We start from the raw sequence: 17,282 nt of genomic DNA on the forward strand, positions 1-17,282 counted from the left end.
CAAACGGGCGACCAAGTTTCGGTTCAACCAGATACCGGCGATGAACTGCACTTTCGCTGACTTCATTCCAGGTACCGATAACGACCCCGCGCCAACCCGAACGTATGGCGAGTATCTGGCACGCTTTCAGTCGAATGCGCGGTTGGCGGGGCCTGTGCTGTTTGGGGCTGAGTTCGACTTGGGGACGTCTGCCATTGCGAAGGTTGAAGGCGACGTCTTTGAGTTGCTTGAGGCCGGTGCTCTCTGGGGCGCAGCGGCGGCGTGGAATCGCTACATGGACGGAGGGGTGTGGGACTCAGGTGTGTTCACGTGCCCGACCGATGCCGTACCTACGCCGACAAGGAAGGTGGCTATCGTCAAGTTGCCTCGTGGCTACGATGCAACCAAGCTTTTCAAGCCCGAAGTGCGTGCATCCATACAAGCCCATGAGGCTGCCCTGAAACGGCGCGGGATGGAGCTTGGCCTCTCGTCGCCAGACATTGTTGGTGTGCGATTGCCGGACCCAATGCCGGCATCGATGGCTGCATTCCTGCGGCCTATCGACAACTTGAGTGCGGCGAATCTCATGCTGCTAGAAAATGCCCACAAGCTCCTAGAAGGCACCATAGAGGCGACGGGGTTTCTTTTGGCGATTGCAGTCAAGCGTACGACGCGAAGCGATCGGTTGTATCAACCGCTCTTCGAGGCCAACGTACTAAAGTATCTAATTGAGTTCGTCTTGCGCGGATCCGCGTTCCGTTTCTACGCCCATCTGAATTCATTCGAAGGGGCGGACGTTCGCGGACGATATGCTGCGGCATCGCTGGTCTCCCTGATTCGTGGGGGTACCCCCGGCCCAGCTGTTGATGCGCTCTATTTGGCCCTCGGGCCGCGGGACTCCGCCCAGTCAGTACTAGACGACCTCCCCCTGTTTGCGCTCTAGGGAGCGAGGGGCTTCTAGGAAACGCACAAGACGCCTCTCGAGTCGTGACAAGTCGCCAAGGCGCGTACTGCATTCCCATACCGTAGCCACGCGCCAGCCGAGCTTGCGCAGGGTCCGCCTGTGCCGCATATCGCGACGCTTGTTGCCCAGGATTTTGTTTTGCCAGAAAGCCGCGTTGGTTTTTGGCTTCGACCCTAGCCGACAGTCGTGTCCGTGCCAAAAGCAACCGTCTACAAAGATGACCGCCTTACGCAGAGGGAACACGAGGTCCGGTTTGCCGGGGAGTCGTTTGTCGTGCAGCACATACCGGTATCCAAGGCGGTGCAGCATTCGACGGACAACAAGCTCGGGTTTGGTGTCGACTGAGCGAATGCGGCCCATCAGCGCGCTTCGGGCTGCTGTCGGTGGAAGCGGCGACGAGTCCGATGTAGGGGGCAGGTTGGATGGCATAACAGAGCGCCCAAACTCCATGGTAACTTGGGACAGCGTCTTTGAACCACCGACACGCCCGGTGCAGCAATATCGATGATGCGCGCATTGAGGAGGTTTTTGCCATCGTCGCGGGCATGTTCCTTAGGCTCGGGCGGCATGGGGCCAGCGCCGCTAGCGCCACGATAGAAGCAAGCCTCCATCGTGACCCGGCAACAACTCAGACGCCCTGCACGTAGGCGCGAACCGCGGGCCCGTACCGCTTGAGCTTGATGTCCAGAAAAGAAACGCCGACGCGGTCGCCTAGGCGCTTCGGATCCAGCACGTACATGGCCCCTTCGATGGTCAGTACTTCATCGCCCATCAGCTTGTGGCGAACCGACTCGCCTAAGACACCCTTCGTCATTCGAGCATGCTCGATCTTTCCGCGGAAGCGTGCGAGTTGGCCCTTGCTGTGCGATCTGAACGACATGACCAAGCGGCGAAGAGCGCGCAGCGCGTCCGCCGTGGCGGGATCCTCCGCCGGCCCGCTTTCGGACGAAAAATTTGTCCACGGATATGCCTTGGAACCTGGCCAAGTCACCTGGAGTTCAGCACCGTGCCGCACCGTCACTAAAGGGGTGCTTTCTGCCGATTCGAACTGCTGAGCTTCGAGCACTGCCGCAGTGTCGGCTTGATCGGAGCTGCCAGCGCCCGTCGGATGCTTTGATGCTTCTAGCTTCACAACTAGTTCTGAGCAGTGCAACAAGAGCGTTCGGACATTCAGGGCTAGGGGCGCCACGAGTTCGAGCTGCCCACCTTCGCCCATTTCGATGTCCATACCACCGGCGTCCACGCTCACTCCAGCAACGCGGCGACCGAATTGGAGGGTGCCACCGTTCTCCGCGAACATCTCGAAGACCCTTGAATCTTGGGGCCCGCTACCGACTGTGATTTCGACGTCAACCAGTTCTTCGTCTGCGTCGCCCTCCACGGAAAGCCTCGCGACCTCTCCGGACTGCGACTTGGCCTGCACGGACTCGAACAACAAGCCGATGTGCGCAGCCGGCAGCTTTTCACCGACTTGCGGGGATCCTCGATAGAAGTCGAAGAGGAAAGGATTCGGAGCATGGTGATCTTTACGTGCGTACGCCTCCGCAGCGCTCCTCAGGTCGGTATTCGAGTGCAGAAGCGCGTGGGCAACGATGCACGCGCTGAAAACGGCGCCTGACGGAGCCCTGCCCGAGCCGTCCAGGAATGGGTGTTGCTCTAGGAAGGTCGCAACGGCATGCTCATACGGGCCGATCGCATGCTGCGGAAGGTCCATCCGTATCGCTGGGGTGGCAACCCCAAGTACTCGGCTTGATAGCCGCACCAACTGCTCGGTCTCGCCGTAAACCGTGGCATCGACCGGGAAACCGGGAACGCTGGCCCTCATCTGGTTCACCAGCTTTGTCGACTCGCGTTGCAGTATCTCCGATACCAGGCGCTCCAGGATCTTGCCTTCCAAGATGCGCAGCGTGGCCGGTCCGACTTGCGACGGATTCGTTTCGCCGGCAATGACTTTCGCTACTGCCTCGAGCACGGGCGCGTATCCAACGAATCGATTGCCGTCCTGCGAAGATGCAATCGTCAGCCGCTCTACGAGTGTCTCGACCGCTTGCCGATACTTGCTGGGGTGAGTCTCGAGCGGCTGCTTGAGGTCGGGGTACTCCTTCTTTGCGAGCTTGGTTAGGGAAGCGACCACGAACGCGATGGCGCGCTCCGCATCGAACAATTCAATGTCAAATATGGGGCAGTCCAGACCCGCCTTGTCGTTCAATATTGCCCAACATTCCTCGACGATTCCGACACGGCCAATGAGAACCAGTGGGAGCGATCCCTTCTGGGCGACGCTGGCTACGTCCGCTAGAAAGTCCTCAAATGCGGCCTGCGTTACGCGAAGCCGGGCCTCATCCAGAGCATCGATGACCAGCGTAGTCTGACCGGCCTCCCATTGACTCAACAGGCCGTTCTGTACCAAGCCGCCCACCACGTAGCTTCCGCCTACGGCAGTGGCCTGGGCGAGGTCGACATAGACCGCGTTGGAAGCCGCACAGATCGCCTTGGCCAGCGTCGTCTTGCCCACGGCCCCGGGGGCCGCGATTAGCCACACTGGCTGGCTGAGGTCAGTGCTATCGGGTCGCAGCGAGAGATCCGCTTGAACGTAAGACTCGTCGCCTTGCTTGATCACCGCCCAGCCGTTCGACTTAAGCGTTTCCCCGGGAGCTTGCACAGCTGCGAGCCTCTGGCGCCAAAAACTTTCGATGGAATACGACATTGCCTTGCTTTCTAAGGAGGATAGGAATAATGCCTGCGCCGCGGATCTGGCTGCGCCTCTGAACCATGCTCAGCATACGCTGGGACCTTGAGGGCAGCGCGAACGCAACTGTTTCGCCGATGCTTCACTTGAGTCTTCGGGCGCCGTAGTGAGTACCACACGGAAGTATTTGACGACGCGCCGGCGGGCAACTTGCGGCTGAACATAGCCGGTGTGCTCTAGCCCTTGCCGAGGTCACTTCGAGACCCAACGCCCGCCTGCATCAACCGTTCGACTGCTCTTTAGAAGCGGCAGCCCAGGCCTCGGGCGTCATGACGCCACCCACTATCAGCACGCCGGCCGCGCTGTTCGCGGTGAGGTCAGTGCGGTTCTCGGTCCGCACCGACGCGTCCAGGCCCAGCATCCGAGCACGCCGCGTCATGATGTTCAGCGCCGAGTTGAGCGCGGCAAGGTCACCTCGGCAGGCGTCGGCATAGACGGGCATGAACATCGCATCAAGTCGCCCAAGCTCCAGCTTCCGAACGTCGTCAGCGGGCTCCTGCAGCGTGCGCTTGAGCGCGCTTTCCACGGCGCTCCATGCGGTTTGCGGGCTGCCCATGCCGAGCCTGTCCGCGATCTCGGCGTAGGTCAGGCCCATCTTGCGGTAGTGAAGCGCCTTCACCTGCTGGTCAACGGCTTCGAGGCGCCGCTGGCTGTGCAGGCTTTCGCCGGGTCGATTCTTCGCCCTGTGCTTGGGCTTGACGGCGGCCAGCGAATTGCCGGCTGCAACCGGAACGGCGATAGTGGCCATGGTTCAGGCCTCGTCCCGCACTGCCATGACCTCGCCCCTGGCAGTGCGCCACAACGAATAGCCGTCGGGCGGAGGTGCCCAACCGGCAGGCGGGTCAATCAGCGCGCCACCATGGATGCGAGCGAACTCAGCGAACGGCAAGCGCTCCATGTGCACAGCCGCATCGGGGACGGCGGCGCCGTCAGCGCGGAAACGATAGGTGACAACCTTCATGGCTTACTCCTTCTGGGCGATGTGCCCGATCGCGCTGGATCGCGCAACGCCTCGTGGCGAACTGGTCTTCGTCGGGGCACTCCCTTTTCCCTCGATCGATTTGTCGACTTCTTGCCAGTCGCGCCTGGCCGGTTCATCCGGTGCCGCGTGGCACCCGCGGAAGTGATCGAGCAAATCACCCCGAAGGTGCAACGGCATCGACAGACAATCCCGCTCCATGTCGGCGCGGGCGGCAAGGCCGTCGCCATGCTGGTCGCACACGCCCATCGCGGCCTCCAATAGGTCGGCGAGGGTCTGGTGGGCGTCGGCCAGGAACGCGAGCATCGCGGACTTGTGTTCGCGCAGAAGCTGCCGAAGCTCGGCAGTCAACCGCTCGGACGGGCCGATTACCAGCTTGTCGCCGTCGGCGCGGAGGTACATGCCAGCGTCGTGAACAGCGCGGTAGAGGTCGACGGGTTTCATCAAAGCACCTCCTCAGAGCATGCGCCATTCGGCACAGCGTCGACCGCAGGGCTGCAGCCGGCAGCATCTCCCGATTCACCGAAGGTGCCCAATTTCTGCCGAAGGTGCCCATCGTTTCGCGTGGGCACCTTCGGAGGTTTCTGGGCATCTTCAGGAAGCTGCCAGTACCAGCCTTCCTTGAGACCACCTTTCCTGGGAACGACTCCAAGGCTGTCAGCGGCACGTCGAACCGTGTGCCAGGCGTGGCCCGCTTCCCCGGCTTCGCGCATCAAGGCATTGACCGGCGTCGGCGCGGTCAAGCGCTCGCGCAGGAAGCTTTCGGCTTTGCCCTTCGCGGTGGCCTTGCTCCGATGTTCGTCCGGCTCTGCCAACAACTGCCGCGCCGTGCCTGCGACCGATTGGCCCCAGGCAATGCGGCTGGCAACGATGCCGGGCGAGGGCTCCACCTGCTCGATGCTGTACTCGAAGCCCCCCTCGTCCGGGCCGATGTTGGACTTCCCGCGGGCAAGGACGCCCCGGTCTTCGCCGTTTTCGGTTTTGACCTTTGCAGCCACCAACACGACGCGGGCCACCGCCGCGAAGGCGATCGATCCGACCACCCGGCTCGCGGGATCAGCCCCGGCGCCAGCCTTGCTGAAGTGGCTGATGCCGACCGCCGCTGCGTCGATTCGGCTCGCAAGATCAACCACGGGCTGCAGAGCGCGCCGCACCTCGGTGTTCTTGTGGCTGTCGCCGCGAACGGCGGAAACGACGGGGTCGACGATCAGCAGTTTCACGCCGCCGACGGCTCGAGCCTGTTCTTCCAGCGCGGCCATGTGGCGGGCCGGGTCAAAAGATTGCACCTCACCCTCGACCCGCACACCGCTGACGAAGTAGCAGCGCGTGCGGTCGGCGCCGGCCGCCAGGAGGCGCGGCAACAGGGTATCGGCGGGGTCATCCTCGCCACTCCAGATCAACACGTTGCCCGGCTCGCAGCGCGAACCATCGGCCCAATGCCCACCGACCGTGACTGTTGCCGCCATCTTCATGGCGATCGTGGTTTTGCCCTGGCCAGTAGCGCCGGCCAACATGTGCAGCTTCCCAAGCGCCAGCCACCCTGGCCACAACCATCGAATCGGCTCAGGCGTCAGGTCGGCGCCGTTGATCAATACCACCACATCGCCAGGCACGGGGGTTGCGGCCTCCATGCCGGCCCGCACCGCGGCAAGACCGGCGTTCATGCCTGTTCTCCGATCCGAACCGCGCCAGCGAGCTGATGCAAGTCGTTGAAGTCGGTGTCCTTGTCGTCGCGTGGCAGACCGGTGAAGTCGGGCACCGCCACCTTGCCGCCCACCGCCTGCGCTGCCAATCTCGCCGCACTCAGACCCGGATTTTCCGGCGTCTTCCAGTCGTCATCCGCTGCGATGATGATCTCGAGGGATGGGTACTTGGCGCGCAGTGCCACGGCAACCGGAAGCAAGTTCCCGGCACTGAAGGCGACCGCAACTGCATCGCCCATGGCCTCGTGAATCGTCGCGCCGGTGGCGTAACCTTCGCAGACGAACACGCGGCCCATCGGCTTTCCGATTGCGTGGTAGCAAGCCCGCACTCGGCCACCGGGCATGAAGCACTTTGTGCCATCGGGGGAGATGATCTGCAGGCTGTTCAGCTTGCCGGTGGCGTCGTGCATCGGGACGAGCAGCCGGTGCCCATCCATTCGGACGCCGTAGGGCTTCACTCCCTTTGCCGCGAGGTACGGATGCGCCACCGCCGGGCCTGCGTCCTCCCATGCAGCGAGCGCGTTCGACGCGGACTCGCCATGCACGCGCACCTCCTCGGCAGCGCGCTTGCGCTGTGCGTCCTTGATGCGCCGGCACATGGCCTGCCGCTCGGCGTCGCTCAACTCGTCTTCGCCCTTGGCACACCAGGTCTGTGACTCCCCAGAACGCCAGTCACCAAATACTCCGGCTGGCACGCCGTCGGGGTGAAATACGTACCAGCCGGCATCGTCACCGCGTTTGCCTGTAGGGCTGAAGCGGTGAATATCGCCGTCGGCATGGAGCGGGTCCGGCGGCGTCAGGCCGGCTGCTTCCATTGCACTCAGGAATTGATCCGTGGCGCTCATGGCATACCGCCTTCGGCGCGTCTGGCAATAAATTCTTCGACGGCTGCAGCATCCCAGACAGTGACGGATTCGCCGAGCTTGAACGGCTTCGGAAATTTCCCTTCACGAACCCACCGCCAAACGGTTGCGGGACTGACAGGCAGCAGCCCGGTCCTGTCCTTGGTAGTTGCCAGGTCTGCAACCCGAATAACACGCTGTGCCACTCAACACCCCTTGAAAATGCGCCATGGCGCGACGGGAGTGACTGTGGAGAAAGCGAGGACTTTAGTGAATTGCCAGTGCGCCGCACCGGCTAGCCAGTGCCACGCATCGGCTAGGACGGATTCGGTTTCGGCACGTTTCGCAGCGCCTTGATTGCCGAAGAATATGACATTCCGAGTGCTGCGTGTTCCTCTTCCGCGCACCTCTCGCGGGTTGAGTACTTGCCGCTGGCCCATTCGCGTCGGATCGATTCTGCTTTTTCTCGAGCACCTCCAGGGCTGCTGTGTCGATGATCAGCTGCGTCCTTCGCCCTTTTGGATGCTTGGCGTTTGTAGACCGCACCTCCCGCCGCGGCCGCCTGGCGCAGCAAACGCGGCATCGCCGCTTCCAACTCCGCAGCCATTTCCTTCAGCAACGCCGCGGTCTTGAGTTCGCTTGCCCCCGCTTCGGCCAACATGGTCGATGCTTGCTGATGGTCCTTGTTCGATCGATCGAACGTGGCCTTGAGATCATCAAGCACGACCTTGTGCACGGCGAAGAGGAAAGTCGCCTGTTCATACGTCATATTCCGACGTGCCCATGCGGTCAAAATCTGGATCTGCTCTTCAAGTTCTTTGTCGATCATGCCTCCACTATCCGTCCGCATCTCGTTGGTCGCGTCGATGGCCCCGGGTCATGATGAGGTACCGGAAGGTATCAATGCTATCCACGCGACCGCTTTGCTTACTGCGCGCCACTCATCTCGGCAAACCCAGAGCTTCGAAGCCACGTGCGCTGACCTCGCCAGCGCACGTGGCTTGGCAAGAATGATTTACTTCTTCGCTTTGCGCAGCGGGATCACTTCTGCACCGATTCGCAGCTTGTCGAGATAGTCGGCCCACCGTTGCATCATGGCCCGTCGTGCTGGCAGATGCGCCGTGCGGTTGTAGGCTCGGCCATTCGGGTCCTTCACCATGTGGGCAAGCTGATGCTCAATCAGGTCGGCGCGCTCCTCCAGCACTTCATCCATGATGGTGCGGGCCATAGCCCGGAACCCGTGGGCGGTCATCACGTCCTTGGCGTAGCCCATGCCGCGCAACGCCGCGTTGATGGTGTTCTCGCTCATGCAGCGCTCACCGGTGCGGATGCTGGGGAACACGTACCGGCCGTGGCCGGTGAACGGCTGCAGAGCCCGCAGAATGTCCACAGCCTGCCGTGACAACGGCACCAGGTGCTCAATCTTCATCTTCATCTTGGCGGCAGGGATGCGCCACTCGGCGGCGTTGAGGTCCATCTCGGCCCACTCCGCGGCGCGCAATTCGCCCGGGCGGACAAACACCAGCGGCGAAAGCTTCAGCCCCGCCACGGCGCAGGGATGGCCCGCATAGGCGTAAATAGAGCGCATGAGCTGACCCACCTGCTTGGGCTCTGTAATGGCGGCGTAGTTGGCCTTCTTGACCGCCACCAGCGCCCCCTTCAGGTCGGTGGTCACGTCGCGCTCAATCACCCCCACGGCGACGGCATAGCGGAACACCTGCGAGCAAATCTGAACGATCCGATGGGCGCTCTCGTGAATACCTCGCGCTTCCATGCGACGGGCGACCTTGTCGAGCACGTCCTTGGCTTTGATGCTGGCAACGGGCAGCTTCCCGATGAACGGAAACACGTCTTTCTCAAGCCAACTCGTGACCTTGGCCTGCGTGATCGCGGCGCGCTTGCTGGCGGTCTTGGTCAGCCACTCCCTCGCAACGGCCTCGAAGCTATTCGCCGCAGCGTCGGCTTTCGCCCGCTTTTCCTCGTGCTTGGCGATGCCAGGATCAATCCCATCTGCCAGTTGTTCGCGGGCCTTGTCGCGCCGTTGGCGGGCCTTGGCGAGCGTCACGCTGGGGTAGACGCCCAACGCCAAGGTCTTGCGCTTGCCGTGGATGCTGTAGTCCAGGCGCCAGTACTTGCCCGGCGCCTTGACCAGCAAGTACATGCCGCCGCCATCGGCATATTTGTCGCCGATGGCTTTGCCGGTGGCCTTTACCTGCCGAACGAAAGTGTCTGTCAGTGCCATCGCTGCTCCTTGACGGTATTCCGTTGCCGGCGCTCCGAAAATACCGTCAAAAATAACGGTATTTCTCCGCGATGTGATGCTACGCCGTGACACGGCTTGAGGCAAAGAAAAACCCGCTACGCTGGGGAAACGTGCGGGTTCTGATGCTTGGTGAGACGCCGTGAACCGGGTCCTTGGTGCCTTCGACAGGAATCGAACCTGTATCTGAGTCTTAGGAGGACCCCGTTCTATCCATTGAACTACGAAGACGGATGGAGGCGCAGGAAGCTGGAAGCCCGCTGCGCGCCGCGATTTTATAGGGTTCCCGATGACGGGATGCGCTGGCCCTGCCAGCGCGGGCTTACCCCGATACGAAATCTCAGAAAAGTTGACCGCGATCAAGCCGGCGTGAATCGGTGGCGCGCACCATCGTGCCCGTTGCATCTCTGCTCAGATCCAAGAACAAAAAAGAGCGAAACACTACACAGGAGACAGCCTGATGAAGAAGTTCGCTTCGCACGTTCTGGGTCGCGCGACAGCCGCTGCCGCGGCGGTCCTGGCGCTGGCAACCGCCGCGCCTGCCCTCGCATGGGAACCCACCAAGCCGGTGGAGTTCGTGATTCCCGCCGGCACCGGCGGCGGCGCCGATCAGATGGGGCGGCTGCTGCAGGGCATCGTCATCAAGTACAAGCTGATGAAGGAGCCGTTGATCGTCGTCAACAAGTCGGGCGGCGCGGGCGCCGAGGGCTTCCTGGCGGTGAAGGAAGCCAAGGGCGATCCGCACAAGATCGTCATCTCGCTGTCGAACCTGTTCACCACGCCGATGGCCACCGGCGTGCCCTTCAACTGGAAGGACATGACGCCGGTCGCGATGCTGGCGCTCGACCAGTTCGTGCTCTGGACCAACGCGGCCGAGCCCTACAAGAACGCCGGCGAGTACGTCACGGCGGTGAAGGCCGCGGGGCCGAGCAAGTTCAAGATGGCCGGTACCGGCTCGAAGCAGGAAGACCAGATCATCACGGTCGCTCTCGAGAAGGCCACCGGCACCAAGTTCATCTACGTGCCGTTCAAGGGCGGCGGCGAGGTGGCGGTGCAGCTGGTGGGCGGCCATGTGAACTCGACGGTGAACAACCCGATCGAGGCGGTGGCGCAATGGCGCGCGGGCAAGCTGCGCGCGCTGTGCGTGTTCGACGACGAGCGCATGCCCTTCAAGGCCAAGGTCACCGACACGCAGTCGTGGAACGACATCCCCACCTGCAAGGAGGCGGGCGTGCCCACCAGGTACACGATGCTGCGCGGCATCTTCATGCCGCCCGGCGTTACGCCCGACCAGCTCGCCTTCTACAAGGACCTGCTGACCAAGGTGGCCGCCACGCCCGACTGGAAGGAATACATGGAGAAGGGCGCCTTCAACCCGACCTTCATGACCGGCGACGCCTTCGCGAAGTGGCTCACCGAGGCCGAGGCCACGCACCGCACGCTGATGTCCGAGGCGGGCTTCCTCGCGAGCGCCAAGTAGGCCGCACCGGCTGCGAGCGCTGCCGACCGAGGCCGGCTGACCGGCGGACCGCGGGCGTGCCGCATCCGTCGCTTTCTTCTCTCACACAATCACGATGGGGGCTCCATGGAGCACGACGAAACATCCGAGGGCGCGGCGCGTCCGGGCATCTCCACGCACCTGGTCGAAGCGGCGGTCGCATTGCTGCTGCTGGCGATCGGCCTGGTGGTGGTCTTCGAGGCGCGCAAGCTCGGCGCGGGCTGGACCAGCGACGGTCCCGGCGCGGGCTACTTTCCGTTCTTCATCGGCGTGATCATCACGATCTCCGGCGCCGGCATCCTCTACCAGTCGCTGCTCGGCAGGAACCGCAACACCGTGGTCTTCGTCGACCCGGTGCAGCTCAAGCGCGTGCTGTCGGTGCTGGTGCCGGCCACGGTCTACGTGCTGGCGATCTCCGTTCTCGGCATCTACGTGGCGTCGGCGATGTATATCGCGCTGTTCATGGTGGTGCTCGGCAAGTACGCATGGACCAAGAGCGTGCTTGCCGCGCTGGCCGTGAACACGCTGTTCTTCTGCATGTTCGAGGTCTGGTTCAAGGTGCCGCTCTTCAAGGGCGCGCTCGATCCGCTTCGATTCCTCGGCTACTGAACCCGTTCAAGGAGCACAAGCGAAATGGAAGAAATCGGCGCCCTGATGCAGGGCTTCTCGGTGATCCTCACGCCGATGAACATCGGCCTGATGTTCGTGGGCATCATCCTCGGCGTGTTGATCGGCGTGCTGCCCGGGCTCGGCGGCGCCAACGGCGTGGCGATCCTGCTGCCGCTCACCTTCACGATGTCGCCGACCTCGGCGATCATCATGCTGTCGTGCATCTACTGGGGTGCGCTATTCGGCGGTGCCATCACCTCGATCCTGTTCAACATACCGGGCGAGCCGTGGTCGGTGGCCACCACCTTCGACGGCTATCCGATGGCGCAGAACGGGCAGGCCGGCGCCGCGCTGACGACGGCCTTCACCTCGTCGTTCGTGGGCGCCTTTCTCGCGGTGGTGATGATCACCTTCCTCGCGCCGCTGGTCGCGAAGTTCGCGCTCAAGTTCGGCTCGCCGGAGTTCTTCGCGGTGTACCTGCTGACCTTCTGCAGCTTCGTCGGCATGGGCAAGGGCTCGCCCTTCAAGATCCTCGCGTCGATGGCGCTGGGCTTCGCGCTCGCCAGCGTGGGCATGGACACCGTCACCGGCCAGCTGCGCCTGACCTTCGGCCAGCCCGAGCTGATGCGCGGCTTCGACTTTTTGATCGCGGTGATCGGCCTGTTCGGCATCGGCGAGATCCTGCTGTCGATGGAAGAGGGCCTGAAGTTCTCGGGCAAGAGCGCCAAGATCGATCCGAAGGTCGTGTGGCAGACGTGGAAGCAGTTGCCCAAATACTGGGTGACCTCCATCCGCAGCTCGCTCATCGGCATCTGGATGGGCATCACGCCCGGCGGCGCGACGCCGGCCTCGTTCATGAGCTACGGCCTCGCGAAGAAGATGTCGAAGAAGGGCGCCAGGTTCGGTACCGGCGAGATGGAAGGCGTGGTCGCGCCCGAGACCGCTGCACACGCGGCCGGCACCAGCGCGCTGCTGCCGATGCTGGCACTCGGCATTCCCGGCTCGCCGACCGCAGCGGTGCTGCTGGGCGGCCTGCTGATCTGGGGCCTGCAGCCGGGGCCGCTGCTGTTCGTGGAGCAGAAGGACTTCGTCTGGGGCCTGATCGCCAGCATGTACCTCGGCAACATCGTCGGCCTGATCGTGGTGCTGAGCACCGTGCCGCTGTTCGCGTCGATCCTGCGCATTCCGTTCTCGATCATCGCGCCGGTGATCATCGTGATCTGCGCCATCGGCGCCTACACCGTGCACAACGCGATGCTCGACATCTGGTTCATGCTCGGCTTCGGCGTGGTGGGCTACCTCTTCAAGAAGCTCGACTTTCCGCTGGCGCCGCTGGTGCTTGCACTGGTGCTCGGCGACAAGGCCGAGGACTCGTTCCGCCAGGCCATGCTGGTCTCGCAGGGCGACGTGATGGTGATGTTCTCGAACCCGCTGGTCGGCGGCATCACGACGCTGGCGCTGGTGCTGCTGTTCTGGCCGCTGATCTCGAAGGCGCTGGCCGTGATCAGGAAGCCGAAGAAGCCCGACGAGTTTGCGGTCGAGCGGCCGGTGGACTGACCAGCAACTTGCCTGTGATCGCGCTGACCCGGGTTGTTCGGGGCGCGCTCACGCCGATGGGGTGCCTTGCGCAGCGAAATAAAGGAGGAGGCCGCAGGCCGGGAGACATTCGCGCAGGGGAGTGCCCGGTGTCATTCGCACGCCCCCGGACAACCGAGAGAGCTATATCTTCCCGCGCTTGCGAAGCCGACTAAGGGTTTCCGCCGAGAGATTCAGATAAGAAGCCAGCTCCTTGCTCGGAATCCGGTCTTCCAGTTCAGGGTGCTTGCGCATGAACCGGTGCACACGCCCGGCGGCGTCCAGAAGATGCAGCGTGATCGTGTGCGCCATGATCTCGCTCATGCCGCGCATCACGAGGAACTCGAACAGTTCCTTCGTTTCCGCATGCCGGTTCAGGAACGCGATCCATTCCTTCAGCGGCAGGCTCGCGACCCGCGCCTTCGTCACGCACACGATGCCGTAGGGCGTGGGCGTGCCCAGCCGCAGCGCGGCGTAGCTCGTCTCCATGTCGTTCTCGTCGGCGAAGCGCAGGATCATTTCCTTGCCCTCCGGGTTGCTCACCACCCGCTTGAGGATGCCGTCGAGGATGAAGTACTGCTCCATCTCGCGCACCCCCTGGTGCAGCAGGAACTCGCCCTTGTTGCCGTCCACGATGACCAGGTGGGCTTCCAGTTCGGCGCGGTCGGCTTCGCTCAGGTCCTTGAGCAGGATGTTCTGCCGGAGCTGGGCGCGAATGATGTTCTTCTCCGGATGGTTTTCCAACAACGTCATGGTCACCGTCTTGCTCGATTTCGCTGCCGGCGCCGGTCATCGGGGCCGTCGCCGTTTTCGGGAAAGTTGACCGAGGTCAACGGCCGAAAGCTTGGGCCCGAATCATAGTCGCGGCTCGGGCCTTGGCCATTCACCCATGCAGAAGGAGAGACATGTCTTCAGTCAGAACAGAGAAAGAGGCAGCCACCACGCTGGAAGATGCCCTCAAGCCCACGAAAAGCCGCGATGCTGACGGCGAAGCGGTGGTCCGCGCCTTCAAGGGTGGCGCGACCGAAGACAGCGCGCCGGCGGCCGAGACCATCGACGGCTTCCACCTGGTCATCGATGCGCTCAAGCTCAACGACATCGACACCATCTTCGGCCTGCCCGGCATCCCGATCACGGACCTCACGCGCATGGCACAGGCCGAAGGGCTGCGCGTCATCTCCTTCCGCCACGAGCAGCACGCCGGCAACGCGGCAGCCGCCGCCGGCTTCCTCACGCAGAAGCCCGGCATCTGCCTGACCGTGTCGGCCCCCGGCTTCCTCAACGGCCTGACCGCGCTGGCCAACGCCACCACCAACTGCTTCCCGATGATCCTCATCAGCGGCTCCAGCGAGCGCGAGATCGTCGACCTGCAGCAGGGCGACTACGAGGAAATGGACCAGCTCGCCATCGCCAAGCCGCTGTGCAAGGCGGCCTTCCGCGTGCTGCATGCCGAGGACATCGGCGTGGGCATTGCGCGCGCCATCCGCGCGGCGCTGTCGGGCCGCCCTGGCGGCGTGTACCTCGACCTGCCGGCCAAGCTGTTCGCGCAGACGATGGACGCCGCAGCCGGCAAGAAGTCGCTGATCAAGGTGGTCGACCCCGCACCGCGCCAGATCCCCGCGCCCGACGCCGTGAAGCGCGCGCTCGACCTGCTCAAGGGCGCCAAGCGGCCGCTGATCCTGCTCGGCAAGGGCGCCGCCTACGCGCAGGCCGATGCCGACATCCGTGCGCTGGTCGAGAAGACGGGTATTCCCTATCTGCCGATGTCGATGGCCAAGGGCCTGCTGCCCGACACCCACGTGCAGTCGGCCGCGGCAGCGCGCTCCTACGTGCTGCAGGAAGCCGACGTGGTGCTGCTGGTCGGCGCGCGCCTCAACTGGCTGCTCTCGCACGGCAAGGGCAAGACCTGGGCGCAGGACAAGGGCGCCAAGAAGTTCATCCAGATCGACATCGCGCCGACCGAGATCGACAGCAACGTCGCCATCGAGGCGCCGGTGATCGGCGACATCGGCTCCTGCGTGGCCGCGCTGCTGGCCGGCATCGACGCCAAGTGGGCCAAGCCCCCGGTCGAGTGGACCGGCGCCATCGCCGAGCGCAAGGACAAGAACCTCTCGAAGATGGCCGCGACGCTGGCTGCGCGGCCCTCGCCGATGAACTTCCAGAGCGCGCTCAGCGTGATCCGCGACCAGGTGAAGGCGCGGCCCGATGCCATCGTCGTCAACGAGGGCGCCAACACGCTGGACTTCGCGCGCAGCATCGTCGACATGTACGAGCCGCGCAAGCGCCTCGACGTGGGCACCTGGGGGATCATGGGCATCGGCATGGGCTTCTCCGTGGCCGCAGCCGTGGTCACGGGCAAGCCGGTGATCGCCATCGAGGGCGACAGCGCCTTCGGCTTCAGCGGCATGGAGGTGGAGACCATCTGCCGCTACAACCTGCCGGTGTGCGTCGTCGTCTTCAACAACAACGGCGTCTACCGCGGCACCGACGTGAACCCCAGCGGCACCGCCGACGTGGCGCCCACCGTGTTCGTCAAGAACGCGCGCTACGACAAGCTGATGGAAGCCTTTGGCGGCGTGGGCGTGCACGCCACCACCGCCGACGAGCTGCAGAAGGCCCTGGCCGAGGCCGTCGCCTCGGGCCGGCCGACCCTGATCAACGCCGTCATCGACGAAACCGCGGGCACGGAAAGCGGGCGCATCACGAGCCTGAACCCCAGCACGGCGAAGAAGAAGTAACTCAATTCCATCCAAGGAGATTTTCCAAATGAGCAGCATCAAGCCCCTCAACGGCATCAAGATCATCGACTTCACGCACGTGCAGGCCGGTCCGGCCTGCACGCAGATGCTGGCCTGGTTCGGCGCGGACGTGATCAAGGTGGAGCGCCCGGGCGCCGGCGACGTCACCCGCAGCCAGCTGCGCGACATTCCGAACGTCGACGCGCTGTACTTCACCATGCTCAACAGCAACAAGCGCTCGATCACGCTGGACACGAAGAAGCCCGAGGGCAAGATCGTGCTGGAAAAGCTGATCCGCGAATCCGACGTGCTGGTGGAAAACTTCGGCCCCGGGGCGCTGGACCGCATGGGCTTCACCTGGGAACGCCTCCAGGAGCTGAACCCGAAGATGATCGTCGCCTCGGTCAAGGGCTTCAGCGAAGGCCACCACTACGAGGACCTGAAGGTGTACGAGAACGTGGCGCAGTGCGCCGGCGGCTCCGCTTCCACCACCGGCTGGTGGAAAGGCGAAAACTCCGCCCCGACGATCTCGGCCGCCGCGCTGGGCGACTCCAACACCGGCATGCATCTGGCCATCGGCATCCTGACGGCCATCATCGGCCGCCAGCAGACCGGCAAGGGCCAGAAGGTGGCCTGCTCGATGCAGGATGCCGTGCTCAACCTGTGCCGCGTGAAGATGCGCGACCAGCAGCGCCTGGACAGCGTGGGCTACCTCGAGGAATACCCGCAGTACCCGCACGAGATGGGCGCATTCGCCGACAAGGTCGTGCCGCGCGGCGGCAATGCCGGCGGCGGTGGCCAGCCCGGCTGGATCCTGAAGTGCAAGGGCTGGCAGACCGACCCCAACGCCTACATCTACTTCACGGTGCAGGGTCACGCCTGGGAGCCGATCTGCGAGGCGCTGGGCAAGCCCGAATGGAAGACCGACCCCGACTACATGACGGCCAAGGCCCGCCAGCCGCACATCGAGCAGATCTTCGCCACCATCGAGGACTTCATCAAGGACAAGACCAAGTTCGAGGCCGTGGACATCTTCCGCAAGTACGACATTCCCTGCGCCCCGGTGCTGTCGATGAAGGAACTGCTGCATGACGAGTCGCTGCGCAAGAGCGGCTCGATCGTCGAAGTTCCGCACAAGGAGCGCGGCAGCTACTGGACCATCGGCAGCCCGATCAAGTTCTCGGACCTCAAGCCCGAAGTCACCGCCTCGCCCTTGCTGGGCGAGCACACCGACCAGGTGCTGGCGGAGTTGGGCTACACCCAGCAGCAGATCGACAACCTGAAGGAATCAAAAGCCGTGTAGTTGGCTCACCCCCAGGCTTGCCCACTTCGTGTGGCAGCGCCCACCCCCTTCGAGGGGGCGACACCTGCGGCCCGGCGGAGCCG

17 protein-coding genes and 1 tRNA gene are annotated in these 17,282 nt (G+C 63.6%); 6 read left to right on the forward strand and 12 right to left on the reverse strand.

Annotated elements, in window-relative coordinates:
• Nucleotides 1–40 precede the first annotated feature (40 nt).
• A complete protein-coding gene (locus PMI12_RS08375; protein WP_007831024.1) occupies nucleotides 41–922 on the forward strand; it encodes a Cfr10I/Bse634I family restriction endonuclease in 882 nt (293 codons plus the stop codon).
• On the opposite strand, the gene PMI12_RS28050 is transcribed toward PMI12_RS08375, so the two are convergent.
• From PMI12_RS28050 to PMI12_RS08420, 11 genes are all read right to left on the reverse strand, one after another.
• Complete coding sequence (locus PMI12_RS28050) at nucleotides 893–1,393, reverse strand: very short patch repair endonuclease (RefSeq protein ID WP_337459788.1); 501 nt, start codon at nucleotides 1,391–1,393, stop codon at nucleotides 893–895. The two genes, PMI12_RS08375 and PMI12_RS28050, sit on opposite strands and share 30 nt — an antisense overlap.
• Before the next feature lie 178 nt (nucleotides 1,394–1,571).
• Complete coding sequence (locus tag PMI12_RS08380; RefSeq protein ID WP_007831030.1) at nucleotides 1,572–3,650, reverse strand: hypothetical protein; 2,079 nt, start codon at nucleotides 3,648–3,650, stop codon at nucleotides 1,572–1,574.
• Between the two features lie 262 nt (nucleotides 3,651–3,912).
• Nucleotides 3,913–4,440, reverse strand: coding sequence for a hypothetical protein (locus tag PMI12_RS08385; protein ID WP_007831032.1), 528 nt, complete (start codon nucleotides 4,438–4,440; stop codon nucleotides 3,913–3,915).
• Nucleotides 4,441–4,443: 3 nt separating this feature from the next.
• Nucleotides 4,444–4,653 (reverse strand): hypothetical protein, encoded by a 210-nt coding sequence (locus tag PMI12_RS08390; RefSeq protein ID WP_007831033.1) that lies wholly within the window; start codon nucleotides 4,651–4,653, stop codon nucleotides 4,444–4,446.
• 3 nt (nucleotides 4,654–4,656) lie between these two features.
• On the reverse strand, nucleotides 4,657–5,115 hold the full coding sequence (locus PMI12_RS08395; protein ID WP_007831034.1) for a hypothetical protein: 459 nt from the start codon (nucleotides 5,113–5,115) through the stop codon (nucleotides 4,657–4,659).
• Complete coding sequence (locus tag PMI12_RS08400; protein ID WP_007831035.1) at nucleotides 5,115–6,335, reverse strand: AAA family ATPase; 1,221 nt, start codon at nucleotides 6,333–6,335, stop codon at nucleotides 5,115–5,117. Before PMI12_RS08400 ends, PMI12_RS08395 begins: the two co-directional genes overlap by 1 nt.
• Nucleotides 6,332–7,219 carry a toprim domain-containing protein gene (locus PMI12_RS08405; protein WP_007831036.1) on the reverse strand — a complete coding sequence of 296 codons (888 nt, stop codon included), beginning with the start codon at nucleotides 7,217–7,219 and terminating at the stop codon, nucleotides 6,332–6,334. Before PMI12_RS08405 ends, PMI12_RS08400 begins: the two co-directional genes overlap by 4 nt.
• Nucleotides 7,216–7,422 carry an AlpA family phage regulatory protein gene (locus PMI12_RS29655; protein ID WP_081502628.1) on the reverse strand — a complete coding sequence of 69 codons (207 nt, stop codon included), beginning with the start codon at nucleotides 7,420–7,422 and terminating at the stop codon, nucleotides 7,216–7,218. The genes PMI12_RS08405 and PMI12_RS29655 overlap by 4 nt, the downstream gene beginning before the upstream one ends.
• Before the next feature lie 110 nt (nucleotides 7,423–7,532).
• Nucleotides 7,533–8,045, reverse strand: coding sequence for a hypothetical protein (locus PMI12_RS08410; protein ID WP_042673052.1), 513 nt, complete (start codon nucleotides 8,043–8,045; stop codon nucleotides 7,533–7,535).
• A gap of 186 nt (nucleotides 8,046–8,231) precedes the next feature.
• A complete protein-coding gene (locus PMI12_RS08415; RefSeq protein WP_007831039.1) occupies nucleotides 8,232–9,458 on the reverse strand; it encodes a tyrosine-type recombinase/integrase in 1,227 nt (408 codons plus the stop codon).
• 174 nt (nucleotides 9,459–9,632) lie between these two features.
• Nucleotides 9,633–9,707: transfer RNA gene (locus PMI12_RS08420), tRNA-Arg, on the reverse strand.
• Between the two features lie 229 nt (nucleotides 9,708–9,936).
• Here PMI12_RS08420 and PMI12_RS08425 point away from each other — a divergent pair.
• From PMI12_RS08425 to PMI12_RS08435, 3 genes are all read left to right on the forward strand, one after another.
• The gene (locus PMI12_RS08425) at nucleotides 9,937–10,956 is read left to right on the forward strand and encodes a Bug family tripartite tricarboxylate transporter substrate binding protein (protein WP_007831040.1); all 1,020 of its coding nucleotides are present in this window, start codon (nucleotides 9,937–9,939) and stop codon (nucleotides 10,954–10,956) included.
• Nucleotides 10,957–11,061: 105 nt separating this feature from the next.
• Nucleotides 11,062–11,583: a tripartite tricarboxylate transporter TctB family protein gene (locus tag PMI12_RS08430; protein WP_007831041.1), complete on the forward strand. Its 522-nt coding sequence runs from the start codon at nucleotides 11,062–11,064 to the stop codon at nucleotides 11,581–11,583.
• 24 nt (nucleotides 11,584–11,607) lie between these two features.
• Entirely contained in the window at nucleotides 11,608–13,140 is a 1,533-nt protein-coding gene (locus PMI12_RS08435) for a tripartite tricarboxylate transporter permease (RefSeq protein WP_007831043.1), read from the forward strand.
• Between the two features lie 162 nt (nucleotides 13,141–13,302).
• On the opposite strand, the gene PMI12_RS08440 is transcribed toward PMI12_RS08435, so the two are convergent.
• Nucleotides 13,303–13,911 (reverse strand): Crp/Fnr family transcriptional regulator, encoded by a 609-nt coding sequence (locus PMI12_RS08440; RefSeq protein ID WP_007831044.1) that lies wholly within the window; start codon nucleotides 13,909–13,911, stop codon nucleotides 13,303–13,305.
• A 152-nt stretch (nucleotides 13,912–14,063) separates the two neighbouring features.
• On the opposite strand from PMI12_RS08440, the gene oxc reads away from it, so the two are divergent.
• Together oxc and frc are read left to right on the forward strand one after the other, a co-directional pair.
• Nucleotides 14,064–15,896 (forward strand): oxalyl-CoA decarboxylase, encoded by a 1,833-nt coding sequence (oxc, locus tag PMI12_RS08445; protein WP_007831045.1) that lies wholly within the window; start codon nucleotides 14,064–14,066, stop codon nucleotides 15,894–15,896.
• A gap of 28 nt (nucleotides 15,897–15,924) precedes the next feature.
• Entirely contained in the window at nucleotides 15,925–17,199 is a 1,275-nt protein-coding gene (gene frc / locus PMI12_RS08450; RefSeq protein WP_007831046.1) for a formyl-CoA transferase, read from the forward strand.
• Nucleotides 17,200–17,282 lie beyond the last annotated feature (83 nt).

Origin of the sequence: Variovorax sp. CF313 (assembly GCF_000282635.1) — a bacterium.
In the GTDB taxonomy this organism is placed as follows: Bacteria; Pseudomonadota; Gammaproteobacteria; order Burkholderiales; family Burkholderiaceae_C; genus Variovorax.